General features: G+C 60.6%; 15 protein-coding genes and 1 tRNA gene. All 16 read left to right on the plus strand.

Features of this window, described 5'->3' with window-relative positions:
• Positions 1-378 precede the first annotated feature (378 nt).
• The 16 genes from asnB (at position 379) to DW899_RS00145 (ending at position 17,988) form a co-directional block, all read left to right on the plus strand.
• On the plus strand, positions 379-2,259 hold the full coding sequence (gene asnB, locus DW899_RS00060; protein WP_117563808.1) for an asparagine synthase (glutamine-hydrolyzing): 1,881 nt from the start codon (positions 379-381) through the stop codon (positions 2,257-2,259).
• A 112-nt stretch (positions 2,260-2,371) separates the two neighbouring features.
• On the plus strand, positions 2,372-3,934 hold the full coding sequence (locus DW899_RS00065; RefSeq protein ID WP_117799669.1) for a Mur ligase family protein: 1,563 nt from the start codon (positions 2,372-2,374) through the stop codon (positions 3,932-3,934).
• Between the two features lie 107 nt (positions 3,935-4,041).
• The gene (locus tag DW899_RS00070) at positions 4,042-4,953 is read left to right on the plus strand and encodes an HAD family hydrolase (RefSeq protein ID WP_117799670.1); all 912 of its coding nucleotides are present in this window, start codon (positions 4,042-4,044) and stop codon (positions 4,951-4,953) included.
• A gap of 51 nt (positions 4,954-5,004) precedes the next feature.
• Positions 5,005-5,889 (plus strand): glutamate racemase, encoded by an 885-nt coding sequence (gene murI / locus DW899_RS00075; protein WP_117799671.1) that lies wholly within the window; start codon positions 5,005-5,007, stop codon positions 5,887-5,889.
• Between the two features lie 53 nt (positions 5,890-5,942).
• Positions 5,943-6,668, plus strand: coding sequence for a ribonuclease PH (gene rph, locus DW899_RS00080; RefSeq protein ID WP_117799672.1), 726 nt, complete (start codon positions 5,943-5,945; stop codon positions 6,666-6,668).
• A 146-nt stretch (positions 6,669-6,814) separates the two neighbouring features.
• Positions 6,815-7,456 (plus strand): RdgB/HAM1 family non-canonical purine NTP pyrophosphatase, encoded by a 642-nt coding sequence (gene rdgB, locus DW899_RS00085; RefSeq protein WP_022094898.1) that lies wholly within the window; start codon positions 6,815-6,817, stop codon positions 7,454-7,456.
• A 3-nt stretch (positions 7,457-7,459) separates the two neighbouring features.
• Positions 7,460-7,906 (plus strand): D-aminoacyl-tRNA deacylase, encoded by a 447-nt coding sequence (gene dtd, locus DW899_RS00090; protein ID WP_117799673.1) that lies wholly within the window; start codon positions 7,460-7,462, stop codon positions 7,904-7,906.
• Positions 7,907-8,036: 130 nt separating this feature from the next.
• Positions 8,037-8,333, plus strand: a complete 297-nt coding sequence (locus DW899_RS00095) for a Veg family protein (protein ID WP_117799674.1) — start codon at positions 8,037-8,039, stop codon at positions 8,331-8,333.
• A gap of 2 nt (positions 8,334-8,335) precedes the next feature.
• Entirely contained in the window at positions 8,336-9,232 is an 897-nt protein-coding gene (gene ispE, locus DW899_RS00100; protein WP_117799675.1) for a 4-(cytidine 5'-diphospho)-2-C-methyl-D-erythritol kinase, read from the plus strand.
• Between the two features lie 49 nt (positions 9,233-9,281).
• Positions 9,282-9,358, plus strand: a tRNA-Pro gene (locus tag DW899_RS00105).
• Positions 9,359-9,470: 112 nt separating this feature from the next.
• Positions 9,471-9,746, plus strand: coding sequence for a twin-arginine translocase TatA/TatE family subunit (gene tatA / locus DW899_RS00110; protein ID WP_158554565.1), 276 nt, complete (start codon positions 9,471-9,473; stop codon positions 9,744-9,746).
• A 106-nt stretch (positions 9,747-9,852) separates the two neighbouring features.
• Positions 9,853-10,323 carry a transcription elongation factor GreA gene (gene greA, locus DW899_RS00120; RefSeq protein WP_006234960.1) on the plus strand — a complete coding sequence of 157 codons (471 nt, stop codon included), beginning with the start codon at positions 9,853-9,855 and terminating at the stop codon, positions 10,321-10,323.
• A gap of 78 nt (positions 10,324-10,401) precedes the next feature.
• Positions 10,402-12,366 (plus strand): lysine--tRNA ligase, encoded by a 1,965-nt coding sequence (gene lysS, locus DW899_RS00125; protein ID WP_117799677.1) that lies wholly within the window; start codon positions 10,402-10,404, stop codon positions 12,364-12,366.
• A 320-nt stretch (positions 12,367-12,686) separates the two neighbouring features.
• On the plus strand, positions 12,687-14,255 hold the full coding sequence (locus tag DW899_RS00130; protein ID WP_199570232.1) for a threonine/serine exporter ThrE family protein: 1,569 nt from the start codon (positions 12,687-12,689) through the stop codon (positions 14,253-14,255).
• A gap of 310 nt (positions 14,256-14,565) precedes the next feature.
• Positions 14,566-15,159, plus strand: a complete 594-nt coding sequence (locus DW899_RS00140; protein ID WP_117799745.1) for a DUF2798 domain-containing protein — start codon at positions 14,566-14,568, stop codon at positions 15,157-15,159.
• Between the two features lie 186 nt (positions 15,160-15,345).
• Positions 15,346-17,988, plus strand: coding sequence for an ATP-dependent Clp protease ATP-binding subunit (locus DW899_RS00145; protein WP_117799678.1), 2,643 nt, complete (start codon positions 15,346-15,348; stop codon positions 17,986-17,988).
• Positions 17,989-18,119: the final 131 nt, after the last annotated feature.

Raw genomic sequence — 18,119 nt, forward strand, 5'->3', positions numbered from 1 at the left:
AAGGGGCGATGCCCCGCTGTCCTAGCCTGAAAGGGAAAAACGGAATAGGCGGACCGACCGTTCGGCTGAGTCTGGGAAGAGGTGCCGGGCGGCGGGCGGAGCATGGCCGCCGGACCCATCGAAACACATCTCCACCGTTCCTTCAACTGGGAAAACGGCGCCCCCGGGCCCCGGAGGGGGCCGCGGGGGCGTTCGGCTAGGTGCGGGAACGGCCTATTTGCTCAATATGTTCGGCTGAGATCGGAAATCAACCCGCGTGTCGGCGCGGAGCTGATTCAGTTGAGATTGCCTGAACATTCCGCCCCTCTTTACGCCCTCGGGTATACTCAAAAGCTACTGATTCGATTTGATGCCCAGCAACAGCAGAGGGGATAGTATATGTGCGGTTTTGTCGGTTTTGTCGGTGGGACGGATAACCAATCCGAGGTGCTCACCAAGATGATGGACCGCATCGTCCATCGCGGTCCCGACATGGGCGGTCAGTTTATCGACGGCCGCGTTGCCCTCGGCTTCCGCCGCCTGTCGATCCTCGACCTGACCGAGGCCGGCGCCCAACCTATGGCCAACGAGGACGGTAGCGTCGTCATTGTCTTCAACGGTGAGATCTACAACTTCCAAGAACTCCGTTCCGAGCTCGAAGCCAAGGGCTACAAGTTCCATTGCGGCGCCGACACCGAGAGCCTCCTGCACGGCTACGAGGAGTGGGGCGAGGCCGTCCTCGATCGCCTGCGCGGTATGTACGCCTTCGTCATCTGGGACAAAAAGAAGAACAAGCTTTTTGGCGCCCGCGACATCTTTGGCATCAAGCCGCTTTACTACTATCCCATGGCCGATGCGGGCGACGGCGCTCCGGGCGTGCTCTTTGGTTCCGAGATCAAGAGCTTCCTGGACTACCCGCACTTCCACAAGGCGGTCAACAAAAAGGCCCTGCGTCCGTACATGACGCTGCAGTATTCGGCAACCGAGGAGACCTTCTTCGAGGGTGTCTACAAGCTGCCGCCGGCGCACTACTTTACCGTCGATATCCCGACCGGCAAGATGAACATCGAGCGCTACTGGGATTGCGATTACTCTGCCGTCGAGAAGCCGTTCGAGGAGTACGTCGACGAGCTGGACGAGGTCGTGCACGAGAGCGTCGAGGCCCATCGCATCGCCGACGTCAAGGTCGCGTCGTTCCTCTCCGGTGGCGTCGACTCTAGCTACATCGCCGCTTGCCTCATGCCCGACAAGACCTTCTCGGTGGGCTTTGACTACAAGAACTTCAACGAGACCAACTACGCCAAGGAGCTTTCCGATAAGCTCGGCGTCGAAAACGTTCGCAAGATGATTACCGCCGACGAGTTCTTCGGTGCGCTCGAGGACATCCAGTATCACATGGACGAGCCGCAGTCCAACCTGTCTTCCGTGCCGCTGTGGTTCTTGGCCGAGATGGCCCGCAAGGACGTTACCGTCGTGCTTTCGGGCGAAGGCGCCGACGAACTCTTTGGCGGCTACGCCTACTACGAGGATACGGTTCCGGTGCGCAAGTACAAAAAGATGGTGCCGCTGCCCATCCGTCGCGCGCTCGGTAACCTGGCGCTGCATATGCCGTACTTCAAGGGACATAACTTCCTGGTCAAGGGTGCCGAGATCCCCGAGAAGTCGTTCCTGGGACAGGCTCTGGTATGGCCGGAGCGCGAGGTCGACGGCGTGCTCAAGCCCGAGTACAACACCGGCGATGGCGCCTTCGAGCTTGCCGCTCCCATCTATGCGCGCGTGAAGGGTCAGCCCGAGCTGGTCAAGAAGCAGTACCTGGACATGAACATGTGGCTTCCGGGCGACATTCTGCTCAAGGCCGACAAGATGTGCATGGCGCACTCGCTGGAGCTGCGCGTGCCCTTCCTGGACCGCAAAGTCATGGAGTTCGCCGAGCACATTCCCGACCGCTACCGCATCAACGAGAACGGCAACAAACAGGTACTCCGCCACGCTGCCAACAAGTCGCTGCCCGATGAGTGGGCCACCCGTCCCAAGGTGGGCTTCCCGGTGCCGATTGTCTACTGGCTGCGCGAGCAAAAGTGGTACGACTATGTCAAGGAGTACTTCACCGCGCCGTGGGCAAGCGAGTTCTTCGATACCGACGAGCTCATGCACCTGCTCGATCTGCACTTTGCGGGCAAGGGCGATTTCCAGCGCAAGATCTATACGCCGCTCGTGTTCCTGGTGTGGTACAAGCGCTTCTTTATCGACGAGGACCAGCCCGCTGTTCAGGCTGCCTAGCCTCGGCTTACGAACGCCTGCGCGTAACGGCTCCTCCGGGAGCCGTTTTTGCGTGGGTGCGTTTCAGTTACTATAAAAACCGTCCCTGCCAAATGGCTGAGAAAGGTGAAAGATGCACCATTCGGATTCCGCGACCGTGACCACGGTCGATACGCTTGCCAAGCTTCTCGATGTGTGCGGCGAGCTGCGCGCATCAGAGCAGGTTGACGAGCGTGCCGTGACCGGCTGCTCGTTTGATTCGCGCGCGGTCTCGGCAGGTGACGTGTTCTTTTGCAAAGGTGCTGCCTTTAAGCCCGCGTTTTTGAGCATGGCGCTCGATGCGGGTGCCGTCGCATTTGTGTGCGAAGAGTCGCTGGTCGAGTCTCTGGAGCCGCTGGCGCAGGAGAGCGGTGCTGCGATGCTGGTTGTTGATAGCGTTCGCACGGCCATGGCCCTGTTGCCGCCGGAGGTCTACGACCGTCCCGACCACGACGTCAAGATCGTGGGCATCACCGGTACCAAGGGAAAGACCACGGCCGCTTTTATGCTCCAGTCGATTATCAAAGCGGCGGGCGAGTCCTGCGGCATGATCGGCTCGGTGAGTACCGACGATGGCATCGAGTGCTATGAGAGCACCAATACTACGCCCGAGGCCCCCGAAGTCTGGCGCCATATCGCCAACTGCCGCACGTCCGGTCGCCAGTCCATGGTCATGGAAGTCTCGAGCCAGGCGCTCAAGTACCAACGCGTCGAGAATCTGCCGTTTGACGTGGCGTGCTTCCTCAACATCGGCCGCGACCATATCTCGCCGATCGAACACCCTACGTTTGAGGATTATTTTGAGAGCAAACTCAGGATCTTTGACCAGGCAAAGACCGCCGTGGTGAATCTGGGCACCGAAGAGGTCGACCGTGTGCTGGAGGCAGCGTCGACGGCCGAGCGCTTGGTGACCGTTGGCGTCGAGCATCCCGAGGCAAGCCTGTGGGCGAGCGACGTACGCATGGTCGGCTTTAGCATCGAGTTCAACTTGCATGGCCTGTGTGCCGACGAGTCCGAGGCGGGGGAGAAGATCCTGCTGGGTATCGCGGGAGACTTTAACGTGGAGAACGCGCTGGTCGCTATCGCCGCCGCGCGCGAGATCGGCATCGGTATCGAGGCTATCAAGAAGGGCCTCTCCAAACTGCGTGTGCCGGGCCGCATGGAGGTCGTGGAGTCGAAGGACGGCCGCGTGATTTGCGTTGTCGACTACGCGCACAACCAGCTTTCGTTCCGCTCGCTTTTCTCGTCGGTCAAGCGCGCGTTTCCCGCCAGCCCGGTCATCGCAGTGTTTGGCGCCGCCGGCGGCAAGGCGCAGGAGCGCCGCGAGCAGCTTCCGCGCGAGGCCGCACCATATTCCGACCTGATGATCTTTGCCAACGAGGATCCAGCTCACGAGGACCCGATGAAGGTCTGTCGCGAGCTTGCCGAACATGTTCCCGACGATACGCCGAACAAGATCATCCTCGATCGCGAAGCCGCTGTGCATGCGGCGTTCAAGGCAGCGCGCGAGGAGTACGTCAACCCTGATGCTCCCACCATTGTCTTGCTGCTGGCAAAGGGTGACGAGGAGCTCATGCACGTGGGCGACGAGTTCGTGCCCATCGAGAGCGACCTTTCGTTGGCCAATCGCCTGATCGATGTTACCCAGTTTGACTAACGAACCATGATGGCGGCGGCGCCCTGAGTGCGCTGTCGCCATAAGCGTGTTCCCTCAATCAAAACATGCAGTCCAAGTCCAAACCCTTCTACGTAAACGGAGTAACCATGTCCCACAACACCCTGCCGACCGTCGCCGAGCTTTCGGGCGAGATGCGCGAGCGCTTGGCCAAGGTTAAGTACGTCTTTACCGACCTGGATGCTACGATGCTCGCACCCGGCTCGTGCGTGCTGCGCGACAACGACGGCAACCCTTCGACCAAACTCGTCGAGGCCGTCGTGGCACTTGCCCGCGCTGGTATTCAGGTGGTTCCCACCTCGGGCCGCAACCGCACCATGATCCACGAGGATGCGCGCGTGCTCGGCCTCAACTCCTACATTGGTGAGATGGGCGGCCTGGTCATGTACGACCTCAAAGCCAACGATTGGGAGTATCTGACCGGCGACATGCCCTACGACCCCTCTTGCGGTCTCACGCCGCACCAGGTGATCGAGCAGACCGGCGTGTGCGAGAAGATCCTCGCCCGCTGGCCGCACAAGATCGAGTATCACAACGACATGTCGACCGGCTACAAGTACCGCGAGGTCACCGTCGGCATGCGCGGCGACATTCCCGATGACGAGGCGCAGGCCATCCTGGACGAGGCCGGCTGCGGTCTGATCTGGGCTTGCAACGGCCATCTGACTCACCTGTCCAAGCCGACGACGCTCGAGCTCGATCGCGTCGAGGACGGTCGCGCCTTCAACATCAACCCCGCGGGCCTCAACAAAGGCGTCGCCATTGCGCGCTTCTGCGAGCACCTAGGGATCGAGCGCGAGGAGACGTTGGCGCTCGGCGATTCCGAGTCCGACTTCTACATGGCCGATCACGTGGGCACGTTCTGCCTGGTCGAGAATGGCCTGACGAGCGCCGGTGCGCCCGAGTTCTTGGCTGCTTGCGAGAACGCTTTCGTTACGCGCGGCAAAATTGTCGACGGTTGGGCGGCGACGGCAGAGCTGCTGGTCGCGGCGCGTTCGTAGCGCGGCGTCGCCGCACTTGGATATGTCTTTTCGAGAGAGACTGGTGAGGTAATGTCCGATATCGAGAATCCGGCAGGCGACACGCGTCCGATTGGCGTGTTCGATTCTGGTTTGGGCGGTCTGACGGTTGCGCGCGCTATCGCGACGGCGCTGCCGCACGAGTCCGTCTACTACTTCGGCGACACCAAACGCTGCCCCTACGGCACGCGCACCGAGGATGAGGTGCGCTCGTTTGCGTTGCAGGCGGGTCGTTGGCTGTCGAAGCACGACGTCAAGATTATGGTCATCGCCTGCAACACGGCGACCGCCGCGGCCTTGCGTCTGGCCCAGCAGGTGCTCGACGTTCCCGTGATCGGCGTGATCGCGCCGGGTGCCCGTGCGGCAATCAACAGTACCCGTTCGCGTCGCGTAGGCGTGCTCGCCACCAACCTCACCATTCGCTCGGGCGCCTACACGCGCGCCATTCAGGATCTAGATGCCGGCGTCGATGTATACGGCTGTCCTGCCTCAAGCTTTGTCGAGGTTGTCGAACACGAGCTCGCCTCGGGTGCACATCTGCAGGAACAGTGGCTCGAGAACGAGGACATCTTCGATACGCCTGCCGTGCGTGCGCTGGTCGGCGCTACGGTTGAGCCGTTGCGTGACCACGGCATCGATACCGTGGTACTCGGCTGCACGCATTTCCCGCTGCTCGTGGGGCCTATTCGCCATGCGCTGGGTCCCGGAGTGCGCGTGGTGAGCTCCGCCGAGGAGACCACGCGCGAGCTGACCGATATTCTCACACGCCGCGAGCAGCTGGCGGGCGACGCTGCCGAGCCGCAGCATCGCTTTGCGACGACGGCCGATAACATTGCCGAGTTTGCGGTGGCGGGTAGCTTTATCTTTGGCCAGCCGCTTAAAAGCATCGAGCATGTCGATATCGACGAACTCGGTTAGGCTCGCAATGTCGCCGGAGGCTTCGCCACATCTTTTGCCGAAAGGATAGTTCCATGGAATACATGCAGGTCAACCGCGCCAACGGCCGCGCCGCCAACGAGCTGCGTCCCGTTAAGCTCACCCGCGGCGTCATGAAGCACGCCCACGGCTCGTGCCTGGCGGAGTTCGGCGACACGCGCGTACTGTGCGCCGCCACCATCGAGGAGGGTGTGCCGGGTTGGCGCAAGGGCGCCAAGGCCGGCTGGGTAACGGCGGAATATGCGATGCTGCCGGCCTCGACCGGTAAACGCTGCAAGCGCGAGCATGCCAACCGCAAGGGCCGCTCCATGGAGATCGAGCGGCTTATCGGCCGCAGCCTGCGTACCGTCGTCAACATGAAGGCACTCGGCGAGTACACCGTTACCGTCGACTGCGATGTGATCCAGGCCGATGGCGGCACGCGTACGGCGAGCATTACCGGCGCCTGGGTGGCGCTGCACGACGCCCTTGCCATGTGGGTCGAGGCGGGCAAACTCGAGCGCATCCCGCTCACGGGCCAGGTTGCCGCCATTTCCATGGGCGTCGTCGACGGCAACACCCTGCTCGACTTGGATTATTCCGAGGACAGCCATGCCGAGGTCGACATGAATCTCGTCGCCACCGATTCCGGCGAGATGATCGAACTCCAGGGTACCGGCGAGCAGGCGCCCTTCGACCGCAAGCGTCTCAACGCCCTGCTCGATTTGGGCGACAAGGGCATTGCCGAGCTCATCGAGCTCCAGCGCCAAGCCCTCGCCTAACCTGCCAAAAAGGGACAGGTTTATTTTGGTAGGTTTTATCTGGGAAAACGTCGAAGTATAAGACTGCCGTTGATTGAGAGGGGAGAGAGGCCGAAGTCCTCGTCGTCCTCAACTCGGCATTGCTATAGAGACAAAGGAGGCCAGCTATGGCACTTGAGAAGATTGACATCGACACCCTCGACCCGGCGGCGACCATCGTCGTGGCAACCGGCAACGCCCATAAGCTCACCGAGATCGAGGCCATTTTGGGCAAGGTCATGCCCGAGGTGCGCTTTGTGGCGCTCGGCCAGCTGGGCGATTTTGAGGACCCTGAGGAAAATGGCACGACGTTTTTGGAGAACGCCATCATCAAGGCGCAGGCTGCGGTCGAGGAGACGGGCCTTATGGCCATTGCTGACGACTCCGGCTTGGTCGTCGACGCGCTGGATGGCGAGCCGGGCGTGTATAGCGCGCGCTATGCGGGCGTGCATGGCGACGATGCCGCCAACAACGCCAAGCTTCTCGTTAACCTGGAAGGCGTGGCAGACGAGGATCGTACCGCGCGCTTTATGAGCGTCGTCGCGCTTATCGATACGGACGGCCTGGTCACCTATGGCGAGGGCGCCTGCGAGGGCGTTATCGCGCACGAGGGCCGCGGCGATCACGGCTTTGGCTACGACCCGCTGTTCCTGCCGGTCGATACGCCGGGCAAGACTATGGCCGAGCTCACGGCGGACGAGAAGAACGCCATCAGTCATCGTTTCCATGCGCTCGAGCATCTGTCCGCCAAGCTGACGGGCGAGGAGTAAACCGTGCGTGCGGTGGTGCAGCGCGTGCTCAACGCCGGTGTGACGGTCGACGGCGAGTGCGTGGGCCGCATTGGACGCGGGTACCTGGTGCTGCTGGGCGTGGGCCACGGTGACACACGCGCCGAAGCCGACAAGCTGTGGGGCAAGCTCTGCGGGCTGCGTATCAACGAGGATGAGAACGGCAAGACCAACTTGGCACTGGCCGATGTCGACGGCGAGGTGCTCGTGGTGTCGCAGTTCACGCTGTTTGCCGACTGCCGCCACGGCCGCCGTCCGTCGTTTACGGATGCCGGCGCGCCCGATGTCGCTAACGAACTTTACGAGTACTTTCTGACGCTCGTCGCCCAAGACGTTGAGCATGTGGCGCACGGCATTTTTGGTGCCGACATGAAGGTCGACCTGGTCAACGACGGCCCGTTCACCATCGTTCTCGATACCGACAGCCTATAAGTAGTCAATTTGGGGCGGGGCTTTTTTAGCTGCTTGCGTATGGCTGCAGCAGGGTGCTATAGTATTAGAGTTTTGTCTATCTTAGGGGTATTATCCCCTTTTTGAATTGCACCCTCTGGAGGCCCTATTCATGGAAGAGATGGAAGTCAATCACGTCGACGACATCCACGAGAAGCTGACCGATATGGTGGGCGATCGCGTCAAGGTGAAGGCCAACATGGGCCGTACCCGCGTCATCGAGCGCATGGGCACCATCAAGAGCGTCCACCCCGCCGTCTTTATCGTTGAGGTTGACGAGCGTCGCGGCCGCAAATCGCGTCAGTCCTACCAGTATATCGATGTCCTTACCGGCCAGGTCGAACTGTTCGACCCCGAGAGCGGCGAGCATATCTTTACCCCGCTCGGCAACCAGCTCGAGGAGCACTAACGGTGACCGATCGGTCCCTCATCCTTACCGCGCCGGCAAAGATTAACCTCTATCTGGGAGTTCATACCGAGCGCGACGCCCGCGGCTATCACAGAGTCGATTCCCTGATGGCAGCCGTCGGTCTAGCCGATACCGTGACGGTCACGCCGGCGCAGGCGTTGACCGTTCAGACGGTTCCGGCATCCGATTTTCCCATGCAAAAAAATACGGCCTATCGGGCGGCAATCGCTATGGCCGAGCATTACGGTCGCGATGCCAACGTGTGCGTGACGATCGAAAAGCGTATCCCGCTGTGCGCAGGCCTGGGAGGTCCCTCGACGGATGCCGCCGCGGTCATTGTTGCCTTGGCCGAGCTGTGGGATATCGACCGCACCGACCCTGCGCTCGATGACATCGCTCGCGGTATCGGTGCCGACGTGCCGTTCTTTTTGCACGCGAGCCCTGCATTCTACGTGGGCGGGGGAGATGTGCTGGCCACTGAGTATCCTGTGCTTCCGGCAACGCCTGTCGTATTGGTCAAACCGCACGAGACGAGCGTTTCAACGGTTGAAGCGTATCGACGATTTGATGAGAGCCCGGTGCCCGCGGACAAACCCGGTGCGATTGCTTCTGCCTTGCGCGCCGGCGATGCCGAGGCGGCATATGCGCTCGTTCATAACAATCTGGGCGTCATATCCGTGCAGATGGAGCCGCGGATCCAGGCGGTTCTCGACTGGCTGCGCGCACAGGAGGGAACCGTTGCGGTGGACGTGTGCGGTTCGGGTGCCTGCTCGTTTGCCATTTGCGATACCGTCGCTACGGCAGCCCATCTTGCGGGAGCTGCTCAGCAAAATGGCTGGTGGGCCTGCGCGACTGAGCTTATTCCCAACACGGTTCAAATCGACGCGCCAAAGAAATAAAAATTTCTCTAGCACACGGCGAAAATCTTTGTTACTATAGTCGAGCTAACGGGTTGTGGCTCAGTTTGGTAGAGCACTGCGTTCGGGACGCAGGGGTCGCTGGTTCAAATCCAGTCAACCCGACCAGAGCATGAGAAGGGACCGCTTCTTGCGGTCCCTTTTTTTAGCTATTGTTGTGATACCGCGACACCCGCGGTATACTCATTCGAGCTTGTCTCGCTGTATTGTGGAGGTCTACATGTTTGGACTGAGGGCTCCTGAGCTCATCATTATTCTCGTCGTTGTCTTGATCATCTTCGGGCCTAAGAACTTGCCGAAGCTCGGCAAGTCCCTCGGCTCTACCGTCAAGAATATCCGCGAGGGTATGGAGGGCGACGATAAGGGTGAAACCAAGCAGGCCGAGGACGTTGTGGTCGAGGAGTCCAAGGAGGACAAGGAGATCGCAGAGCTCGAGGCCAAGCTCGCTGCTGCCAAGAAAAAGCAGGCAGAGGACAGCGACGCGGACGCAGAGTAGTCCCATCCCTTTGGGGTGAGCACCTGACCGGCTTGCCCGCAGGCTAGCCGGTCTTTTTCGTTTTGTTGACAGTTGATCGTTACGTCATAGTTGGGGAGATATCCGTATGGACGCAAGCCAGATTGTACTGACCGCTGAGGGCCGCCAGAAGCTCGTCGAGGAGCTCGCTTGGCGTGAGGGCGATTACGCCAAGGAGATCGTCGAGGACATCAAGGAAGCCCGCGCGTTTGGCGACCTTTCGGAGAACTCCGAGTACGACGCCGCCAAGGACAAGCAGGCCCAGAATGCTGCTCGCATTGCCGAGATTCAGGCCATCCTCGCCAACGCTCAGGTTGCTGCCACCACGGGCGATCTGACCGTCTCCATCGGTTCCACCGTTTCTCTCATCGATCCCAACGGTGAGGTCATGGAAGTCACGCTCGTCGGTACCACCGAGACCAACTCGCTCGAGCACAAGATCTCCAACGAGTCTCCGGTCGGTCACGCCATCATCGGTCACGGCGAGGGCGACTCCGTCGAGGTCGTTACGCCTTCTGGCAAGACTCGCGTCTACACCATCGCCAAGATCGCACGCTAGACCACGGTCCCGCGTAAAGGTATGTTTTCGCTCCCTGGGACCGAATCCTGGGGAGCGTTTTAGTTTGAGGAGCTAACTATGGCAGAGAACCAGAACGCCGCCGAGCAGGTATCGACGCTCAACGACGAGCGCGCCACGCGCCTGGCCAAGCGCGCCGCCCTGTTCGAGGCGGGCCAGAACCCCTATCCCGAGCACTCCGAGATCGAGGACTATGTCGTCGACATTGAGGCCAAGTATGCCGATCTTGCCGATGGCGAGGACACTGAGGACGTTGTGAAGATCGGCGGCCGTGTGGTCGCCAAGCGCGGCCAGGGCAAGATCATGTTCATCGTCGTCCGCGACGCGACTGGCGAGATTCAACTGTTCTGCCGTATTAACGACATGGACGAGGCGGCCTGGAGCACGCTTAAGGCCCTCGACTTGGGCGATATCCTGGGCGTGACCGGCATGGTCGTGCGTACCAAGCGCGGCCAGCTTTCCGTCGCCCCCAAGAGCGCGAAGCTGCTCTCCAAGGCCGTTCGCCCGCTGCCCGAGAAGTTCCACGGCCTCTCCGACAAGGAGACCCGCTATCGTCAGCGCTATGTCGACTTGATTGCCAACGACGATGTTCGCGAGACCTTCCGCAAGCGCTCGCAGATTCTCTCCACCTTCCGCCGCTTTATGGAGTCCGACGGCTACATGGAGGTCGAGACCCCCATTCTGCAGACCATTCAGGGTGGCGCTACGGCTAAGCCGTTCATCACACACTTTAACGCGCTCGATCAGGAATGCTACCTGCGCATTGCTACCGAGCTGCACCTCAAGCGCTGCATCGTCGGTGGCTTTGAGCGCGTCTTCGAGATCGGCCGCATCTTCCGCAACGAGGGCATGGACCTTACCCACAACCCCGAGTTCACCACGATGGAGGCCTATCGTGCCTTCTCCGACCTCGAGGGCATGAAGGCGCTCGCCCAGGGTGTCATTAAGGCGGCTAACAAGGCCATCGGCAACCCCGAGGTCATCGAGTACCAGGGCCAGACCATCGACCTTTCTGGTGAGTGGGCCAGCCGTCCCATGACCGACATCGTTTCCGACGTGCTCGGCAAGCAGGTCACCATCGACACGCCGGTCGAGGAGCTTGCTGCCGCCGCGCGCGAGAAGGGCCTGGAGATTAAGCCCGAGTGGACCGCCGGCAAGATTATCGCCGAGATCTACGATGAGCTGGGCGAGGACACCATTGTCAACCCCACGTTCGTTTGCGATTACCCCATCGAGGTCAGCCCGCTTGCCAAGCGCTTTGAGGACGACCCGCGCCTGACGCACCGCTTTGAGCTGGTTATCGCCGGTCACGAGTACGCCAACGCGTTCTCCGAGCTCAACGACCCGGTCGACCAGGCCGAGCGCTTTGCCGCCCAGATGGCTGAGAAGGCTGGCGGCGACGACGAGGCCATGGAGTACGACGAGGACTACGTGCGCGCCCTCGAGTACGGTATGCCTCCCGCGGGCGGCATCGGCATCGGTATCGACCGCGTGGTCATGCTGCTCACCAACCAGGCTTCCATCCGCGACGTGCTACTGTTCCCGCACATGAAGCCCGAGAAGGGTTTCCAGTCCGGTGCCGCTGCCGCTAAGGCTGCCGAGGCCGGCAACACCGCGAGCCCGTTCGTCAAGCCGCTCAAGCCCACGGTTGATTACTCCAAGATCGCCGTCGAGCCGCTGTTTGAGGAGTTCGTCGACTTTGATACCTTCTCCAAGAGCGATTTCCGCGCTGTGAAGGTCAAGGCGTGCGAGGCCGTTAAGAAGTCCAAGAAGCTGCTGAACTTTACGCTCGACGACGGCACTGGCACCGACCGCACCATCCTCTCCGGCATTCACGGTTATTATGAGCCCGAGGACCTGGTCGGCAAGACTCTGCTCGCCATCACCAACCTGCCTCCGCGCAAGATGATGGGCATTCCCAGCTGCGGCATGCTCATCAGCGCTATCCACGAGGAGGATGGTGAGGAGCGTCTCAACCTGATCCAGCTCGACGCCTCCATCCCCGCCGGCGCAAAGATGTACTAATTGGTTCCGCCGTTCTACCGAACGGCGGACCGGCCGACGCTGCGCGGGCCGCATTTGGACAATCTGACGTTCAACTTCAAGGGCGCGACCAGAAGGTCAGCGCCCTTTCGTTTCACGTCACCTTGTCTCAAATGCGGCCCGCTCGCTGACGTTGCCAATACATCGGCGTTGCCTTGGCCGTCAATAGTCATTGGGGACGTTCTTAAACGACTACCCAACGGCTATTGCGCACGTGGCTCGCATGACAGTCGTCTCTTTTATGTTTCCTTTAGCCGTCGCTGCCTAGGATGGGGGTTAGTCGGTAGGAAGGGAGCGTCTGTATGGACGACGCGAGCGATCGTGCAATCGAAGAGGACATGCTCAATCAGTTCAACTATTTTGATGATGAGGACGAGGAGCCGATCGACCGTCGCGAGCCGGCATCGCTTGACTCATTTGACCTAGTGGGTGAAGGGGCTGATGAGGTTGAGAATGAATCGACGGAACCCCCACAGCCTTCGCGCCCCGACCCGCTGCTTTCGAGAATCTCTTTGCACCACGGTGTCCGTGCCGGCGCGCTCCATATGAAAACTGACTGGCGCCAGATCGTGACGGCAGGCGATGAGCTTGCCGTCGATGCGCCACTTACCGACAAATCATCCATCATTTGTCGCACCGGTATGCTTATGCTCGCGAGCGGAACGGGTGCCTGGCGTGTACGCGATACCATGAATCGCATCGCCGCCGTGCTCGGTGTCACCATCCACGTTGACTTAAGTCTCCTGTCGTTTGAGTGTACTTGTATTGAAGATGGTCACTGCTTTAACGAAGTCGTCAGCTTGCCCACAACGGGCGTCAATACCCATCGCATTTGGATGATGGAGAGCTTCCTAAAGGAAATCGAGACATATGGCCGTCGTTTTACGGTGCATGAGTATCACGAGATGCTCAAGACCGTTGAGAGTTCAAAACCTGATTACACTCCCTGGCAACAGGGCCTTGCGGCAGCCTGTGCTTGCGGCGCCTTCGTCTTTTTGCTCGGCGGCGGCCCTATCGAGATGGCCTGTGCATTTGTGGGCGCTGGTGTCGGCAACTTTGCTCGCTCCCATATTCTTAAGCAGGGCCTTGGCCAGTTTAGCGCGCTGACGATCGGCGTTGCACTCGCTTGCGTCTCGTATCTGCTGGCATTGCTCGGTCTTGGCCAGGTCATACCGGGGGCAATGTCGCACCAAGAAGGCTATATCGGCGCCATGCTCTTTGTGATTCCCGGCTTTCCTCTCATTACGGCAGGTCTCGACATCGCTAAGCTCGACATGCGAAGCGGCATTGAGCGTCTTTCGTATGCTGTGTCGATTATTGTGATGGCGACGCTCGTAGGTTGGATGGTTGCCGAGTGTGTTGGCCTGGCGCCGGACGACTTTGCGCCGCTCGGCCTTTCGCCGCTTGCCCTTACGCTCTTGCGCGTGGTAATGAGCTTCGTTGGCGTATTCGGCTTCTCAGTGATGTTCAACAGCCCGGTAAAGATGGCCACGGCAGCTGGGCTGATCGGCGCCGTGTCCAATACCCTTCGTCTGACCCTTGTCGATGGGCCGACGATGCTTCCCTTCCTGGGCCTCAGCGCGGGAATGCCTCCCGAGGCGGCTGCATTTATCGGGGCGCTCGTATCGGGTTTGCTGGCAAGCCTGGCAGAAATCAGGCTCACCTACCCACGTATCGCCCTCACGGTGCCATCGATTGTCATTATGGTGCCGGGCTTGTATCTGTATCGCTCGATGTATTACATGTGCACCTTCGACACGGTCAATATGCTCGGCTGGTTTGTGCGTGCAGTGCTCATCGTGGCGTTTCTGCCCGTTGGCCTGGGTGTGGCGCGTACGCTCACCGACCCTCGCTGGCGCCACACCAGCTAATTGGTGCAAGGGGAACAGGTTACTTTGCACCAAATGAGTTGCGGTGAAATAGGGACTGAATTGCTGCTTAAAGGGTCAAAACAGTCCGTATTCCACCGCAACTTATGGGGTCGGGGGATTATTGGTGCCCTGCATCTTCATAAACTCAACGCTTACGAAGCACGCGCTTTTCGTGCTAGGCTGGTTCCACCACATAAGTAGTCGCAGACGCACGTACCACGGGCGGGCGAGATGAAGTCCCAACAGCTCCATCTCGCCCGCCCGTTTTTGTTGTGCGCCGCGGCGCAGCACAGAAAGGACCATGCCCTTTATGCCTATCAACAAACGAGAGAGCCTGCTGTTCACCTTTATCATGTGCTTTTGCATGGTGCTCTGGATGAGCATCTACAACGTTGCCCTGCAGCATGGGGCCATCAACGGCGAGGTTGTTGCCGCCGCGTGGCTCGGCTTCCCCGTTGCCTACATATTTGCCATGTGCTGCGACTGGTTTGTTGCCAGCCCCCTTGCCAAGGGTTTCGCATTTAAATTCCTGGTCACGCCGGGCAAGAGCTCGCCGCTTGCCATGACGCTCGCCGTCAGCTCCTGCATGGTCGTTCCCATGGTCATCATCATGTCACTCTACGGCGCGTGCGAAGGCCTGTTCCATATGCCCGGCGGCCCGCTTGCCAATTTGCAGGCGCTGCCGATGATGTGGCTCGTCAACATTCCGCGCAACTTTATCATGGCCCTGCCTTGGAACCTGCTGGTGGCTGGTCCGGTTGCTCGCTTTGTATTCCGCCGCGCCTTCCCCATGGGCACGGTCTTTGCCGAACCGCACATGGAGCTCGTGCGCATGCCGGGTGCTCCCGCTGCCGATGTCGTCAACGACGTTGCCGAGAGCATGGATGCCGAGCCTGCCTGTTAGGCAACAGCCTCTAACCTAGAGCGTCCGCCGCACCCGGCGATTCCTTTTTTGTAGACGTTGTCGTATGGCTGCATGCGGAAAAGGCCGCAGCGGTTAACATATACTCCATATGGGTAAAGAGACCAAAGCGCCGCCACGAGTGGCGCTTTGCGTTTGAAAAAACTAGCTCGTCTAAGAGGAACTAGCATGTTAGACCGTTTTACCGATCGTGCGCGCAAGGTCATGTCCATGGCCAAGCAAGAGGCGCTCGATCTTCATTCAAATAAGGTGGGTACCGAGCATCTGCTGCTCGCGCTTGCCAAGGAGGACGAGGGCATTGCCGCTGAGGCGCTGCGCTCGCTCGATATTTCCTACGACGACATCATGGACACGCTCAAAGAAGTCCAGACTACCGTTCCCGAGCCCAGCGAGGAAACCGAGGCCGCCAAGCTCGCTTTTACGCCGCTCGTTATTAGCGTGATGGAGCGTTCTTTCCGTGTGGCACGCGAGAACAACCAGACCTACGTGTCGACCGAGCACTTGCTCATCGGCATTGTCGAAGAGGGTAACGGCATGGCCATGGACATCCTCATGCGCTTGGGTGTGTCGTCTGCTTCCATCAAGAAGGCCATCGAGAAGCTTACCGCCAAGGACCAGGACAAGAAGCGCCCGCTCGCCGGCGCCGGTGCTGGTCGTCCCGGTGCGGGCCTGCCGTTCTTTAGCGGCTCGGATGCCTCTCAGCAAAAGGGGAGTGGCACCGACACGCTCAAGCAGTTCGCGACCAACCTCACGCAGAAGGCGCGCGACGGCGAGCTCGACCCTGTGATTGGTCGCGAAAAGGAAGTCCAGCGTATGATGGAAATTCTTTCGCGCCGCACCAAGAACAATCCGCTTATCCTGGGCGATCCCGGCGTGGGCAAGACGGCCATCGTCGAGGGCCTGGCGCAGCAGATTGCTGCCGGCAACGTGCCCGAGAACCTCATGAACCAGAATATCTGGACGCTCGACCTGCCGGGTCTCGTGGCGGGTGCCAAGTATCGCGGCGAGTTTGAGGAGCGCCTCAAGAACGTGATCCAGGAGGCCACCGAAGCGGACGACGTCATCCTGTTTATCGACGAGATGCATACCATCATCGGTGCCGGTTCTGCCGAGGGCTCCATCGATGCGAGCTCCATGCTCAAGCCCGTACTCGCGCGCGGTGCCTTCCAGATTATCGGCGCCACCACGGCCGAGGAATTCCGCAAGTACCTCACCAAGGACCCGGCCTTCGAGCGTCGCTTCCAGACCATCGATGTCGAGGAGCCGAGCGTCGAGGACACGGTCAAGATCCTGACCGCGCTCAAGCCGCGCTACGAGGAGCACCACCATGTGCGCTATACGCAGGGTGCTATCGAGGCCGCCGCGAACCTTTCCAACCGCTACATTCAGGATCGCTTCCTGCCCGATAAGGCCATCGACCTCATCGACGAGGCCGGCGCCCGCGCTCGCATCGCCGCCAACCGCGCGCCCGAGCCGGTGCGCGAGGCCGAGCATCGTATAGAGGAGCTCAAGGCCGCCGCGCAGGAGGCCACCGAGAGCGATGACATGAACAAGGCCGCCGAGATCACCGAGCAGCAGAAGGCCGCCGAGATTGAACTCGCCGAAGCCAAGGCCGCCTGGACCGCCGAGCTCGACGCCAGCCCGCTCACCATCGACGTGAGTCAGATTGCCGACATCGTGTCCGTGACCTCTGGCGTGCCGGTTTCCTCGCTCACCGAGAGCGAGAGCCGGCGCCTGCTGCAGACCGAAAGCGTGCTCAAGACGCGCATCATCGGTCAGGACGAGGCAGTCGAGGCCGTCGCCAAGGCCGTGCGCCGCAGCCGTTCGCCGCTCAAGGACCCGCGTCGCCCCGGCGGCAGCTTTATCTTCCTGGGTCCCACCGGCACAGGCAAGACCGAGCTCGCCAAGACGCTCGCCGAGTACCTCTTTGGCAGCAAGGACGCGCTCATCAGCTTCGACATGTCGGAGTTCGGCAGCGAGTTCGAGGTCTCCAAGCTCATCGGTAGCCCTCCGGGTTACGTGGGTCACGACGAGGGCGGTCAGCTTACCAAGGCCGTTCGTCGTCACCCGTATTCGGTCGTGCTGTTCGACGAGATCGAGAAGGCGCACCCCGACATCTTCAACATCCTGCTGCAGGTGCTGGAGGAGGGCCGCCTGACCGATAGCCAGGGCAAGACGATCGACTTCCGCAACACCGTGATCATCATGACGTCCAACGTGGGCGCCCGCGAGATCGCACAGGATGCGAGCGTTGGCTTTGGCACCACCGGCGAGCAGGGTCTCACGTCGAGTGAAATCAAGGGCCGCGCGATGGGCGAGCTCAAGCGCCTGTTCCGCCCCGAGCTGCTCAACCGTATCGACGACATTGTGGTGTTCCAGAAGCTCTCGGGCGAGAATCTCACCAAGATCGCGCACCTGCTGGTGGACGATCTGCGCCAGCGCCTGATCGCAAACGGCATGAACATCAAGCTCACCGATGCGGCCTATGACAAGATCGTGGCCGAGGGCACCGACCTCACCAACGGTGCGCGTCCGCTGCGCCGTGCTATTCAAAAGCTCATCGAGGACCCGCTGTCCGAGGAACTTCTGGCCGGCGAGTGGGGCGAGGGCGATACCGTCCTGTGCGACGTGGCCGATGGCAAGTTTGTCTTTAGCCACGGCACGGGCGAGATTCCGGCACCGCGTCCGGCAGGTACGCTCGGTGGCGATACCACCCCGGCGGCACCGCACACTGGCAGCGCCGCGCCCGTGAGCGGCGGCGTGACCTCGGGCCCCGGCGGCATGATGCAAGCCGGTTCCGGCGCGCTGTAGGGCGTAACAAAACCTTGTGTCCACGAGGGCGTTCCAAAGGAGCGCCCTTTTTCTGTTGGAAAGCCCCCTTCGTTCAAAGTAGATCTCATTAAACATATCAATGGCGTATGCATAAACGTTGATCAAGCGTT

The organism is Collinsella sp. AM41-2BH (assembly GCF_003468085.1).
Taxonomy (GTDB): Bacteria; Actinomycetota; Coriobacteriia; order Coriobacteriales; family Coriobacteriaceae; genus Collinsella.

Bases quoted from the DNA above. Each gene is read 5' to 3' on its own strand.
- asnB (WP_117563808.1), top strand. From the start codon at position 379: ATGTGCGGTTTTGTCGGTTTTGTCGGTGGGACGGATAACCAATCCGAG.
- DW899_RS00065 (WP_117799669.1), top strand. From the start codon at position 2,372: ATGCACCATTCGGATTCCGCGACCGTGACCACGGTCGATACGCTTGCC.
- DW899_RS00070 (WP_117799670.1), top strand. From the start codon at position 4,042: ATGTCCCACAACACCCTGCCGACCGTCGCCGAGCTTTCGGGCGAGATG.
- murI (WP_117799671.1), top strand. From the start codon at position 5,005: ATGTCCGATATCGAGAATCCGGCAGGCGACACGCGTCCGATTGGCGTG.
- rph (WP_117799672.1), top strand. From the start codon at position 5,943: ATGGAATACATGCAGGTCAACCGCGCCAACGGCCGCGCCGCCAACGAG.
- rdgB (WP_022094898.1), top strand. From the start codon at position 6,815: ATGGCACTTGAGAAGATTGACATCGACACCCTCGACCCGGCGGCGACC.
- DW899_RS00095 (WP_117799674.1), top strand. From the start codon at position 8,037: ATGGAAGAGATGGAAGTCAATCACGTCGACGACATCCACGAGAAGCTG.
- tatA (WP_158554565.1), top strand. From the start codon at position 9,471: ATGTTTGGACTGAGGGCTCCTGAGCTCATCATTATTCTCGTCGTTGTC.
- greA (WP_006234960.1), top strand. From the start codon at position 9,853: ATGGACGCAAGCCAGATTGTACTGACCGCTGAGGGCCGCCAGAAGCTC.
- lysS (WP_117799677.1), top strand. From the start codon at position 10,402: ATGGCAGAGAACCAGAACGCCGCCGAGCAGGTATCGACGCTCAACGAC.
- DW899_RS00130 (WP_199570232.1), top strand. From the start codon at position 12,687: ATGGACGACGCGAGCGATCGTGCAATCGAAGAGGACATGCTCAATCAG.
- DW899_RS00140 (WP_117799745.1), top strand. From the start codon at position 14,566: ATGCCTATCAACAAACGAGAGAGCCTGCTGTTCACCTTTATCATGTGC.
- DW899_RS00145 (WP_117799678.1), top strand. From the start codon at position 15,346: ATGTTAGACCGTTTTACCGATCGTGCGCGCAAGGTCATGTCCATGGCC.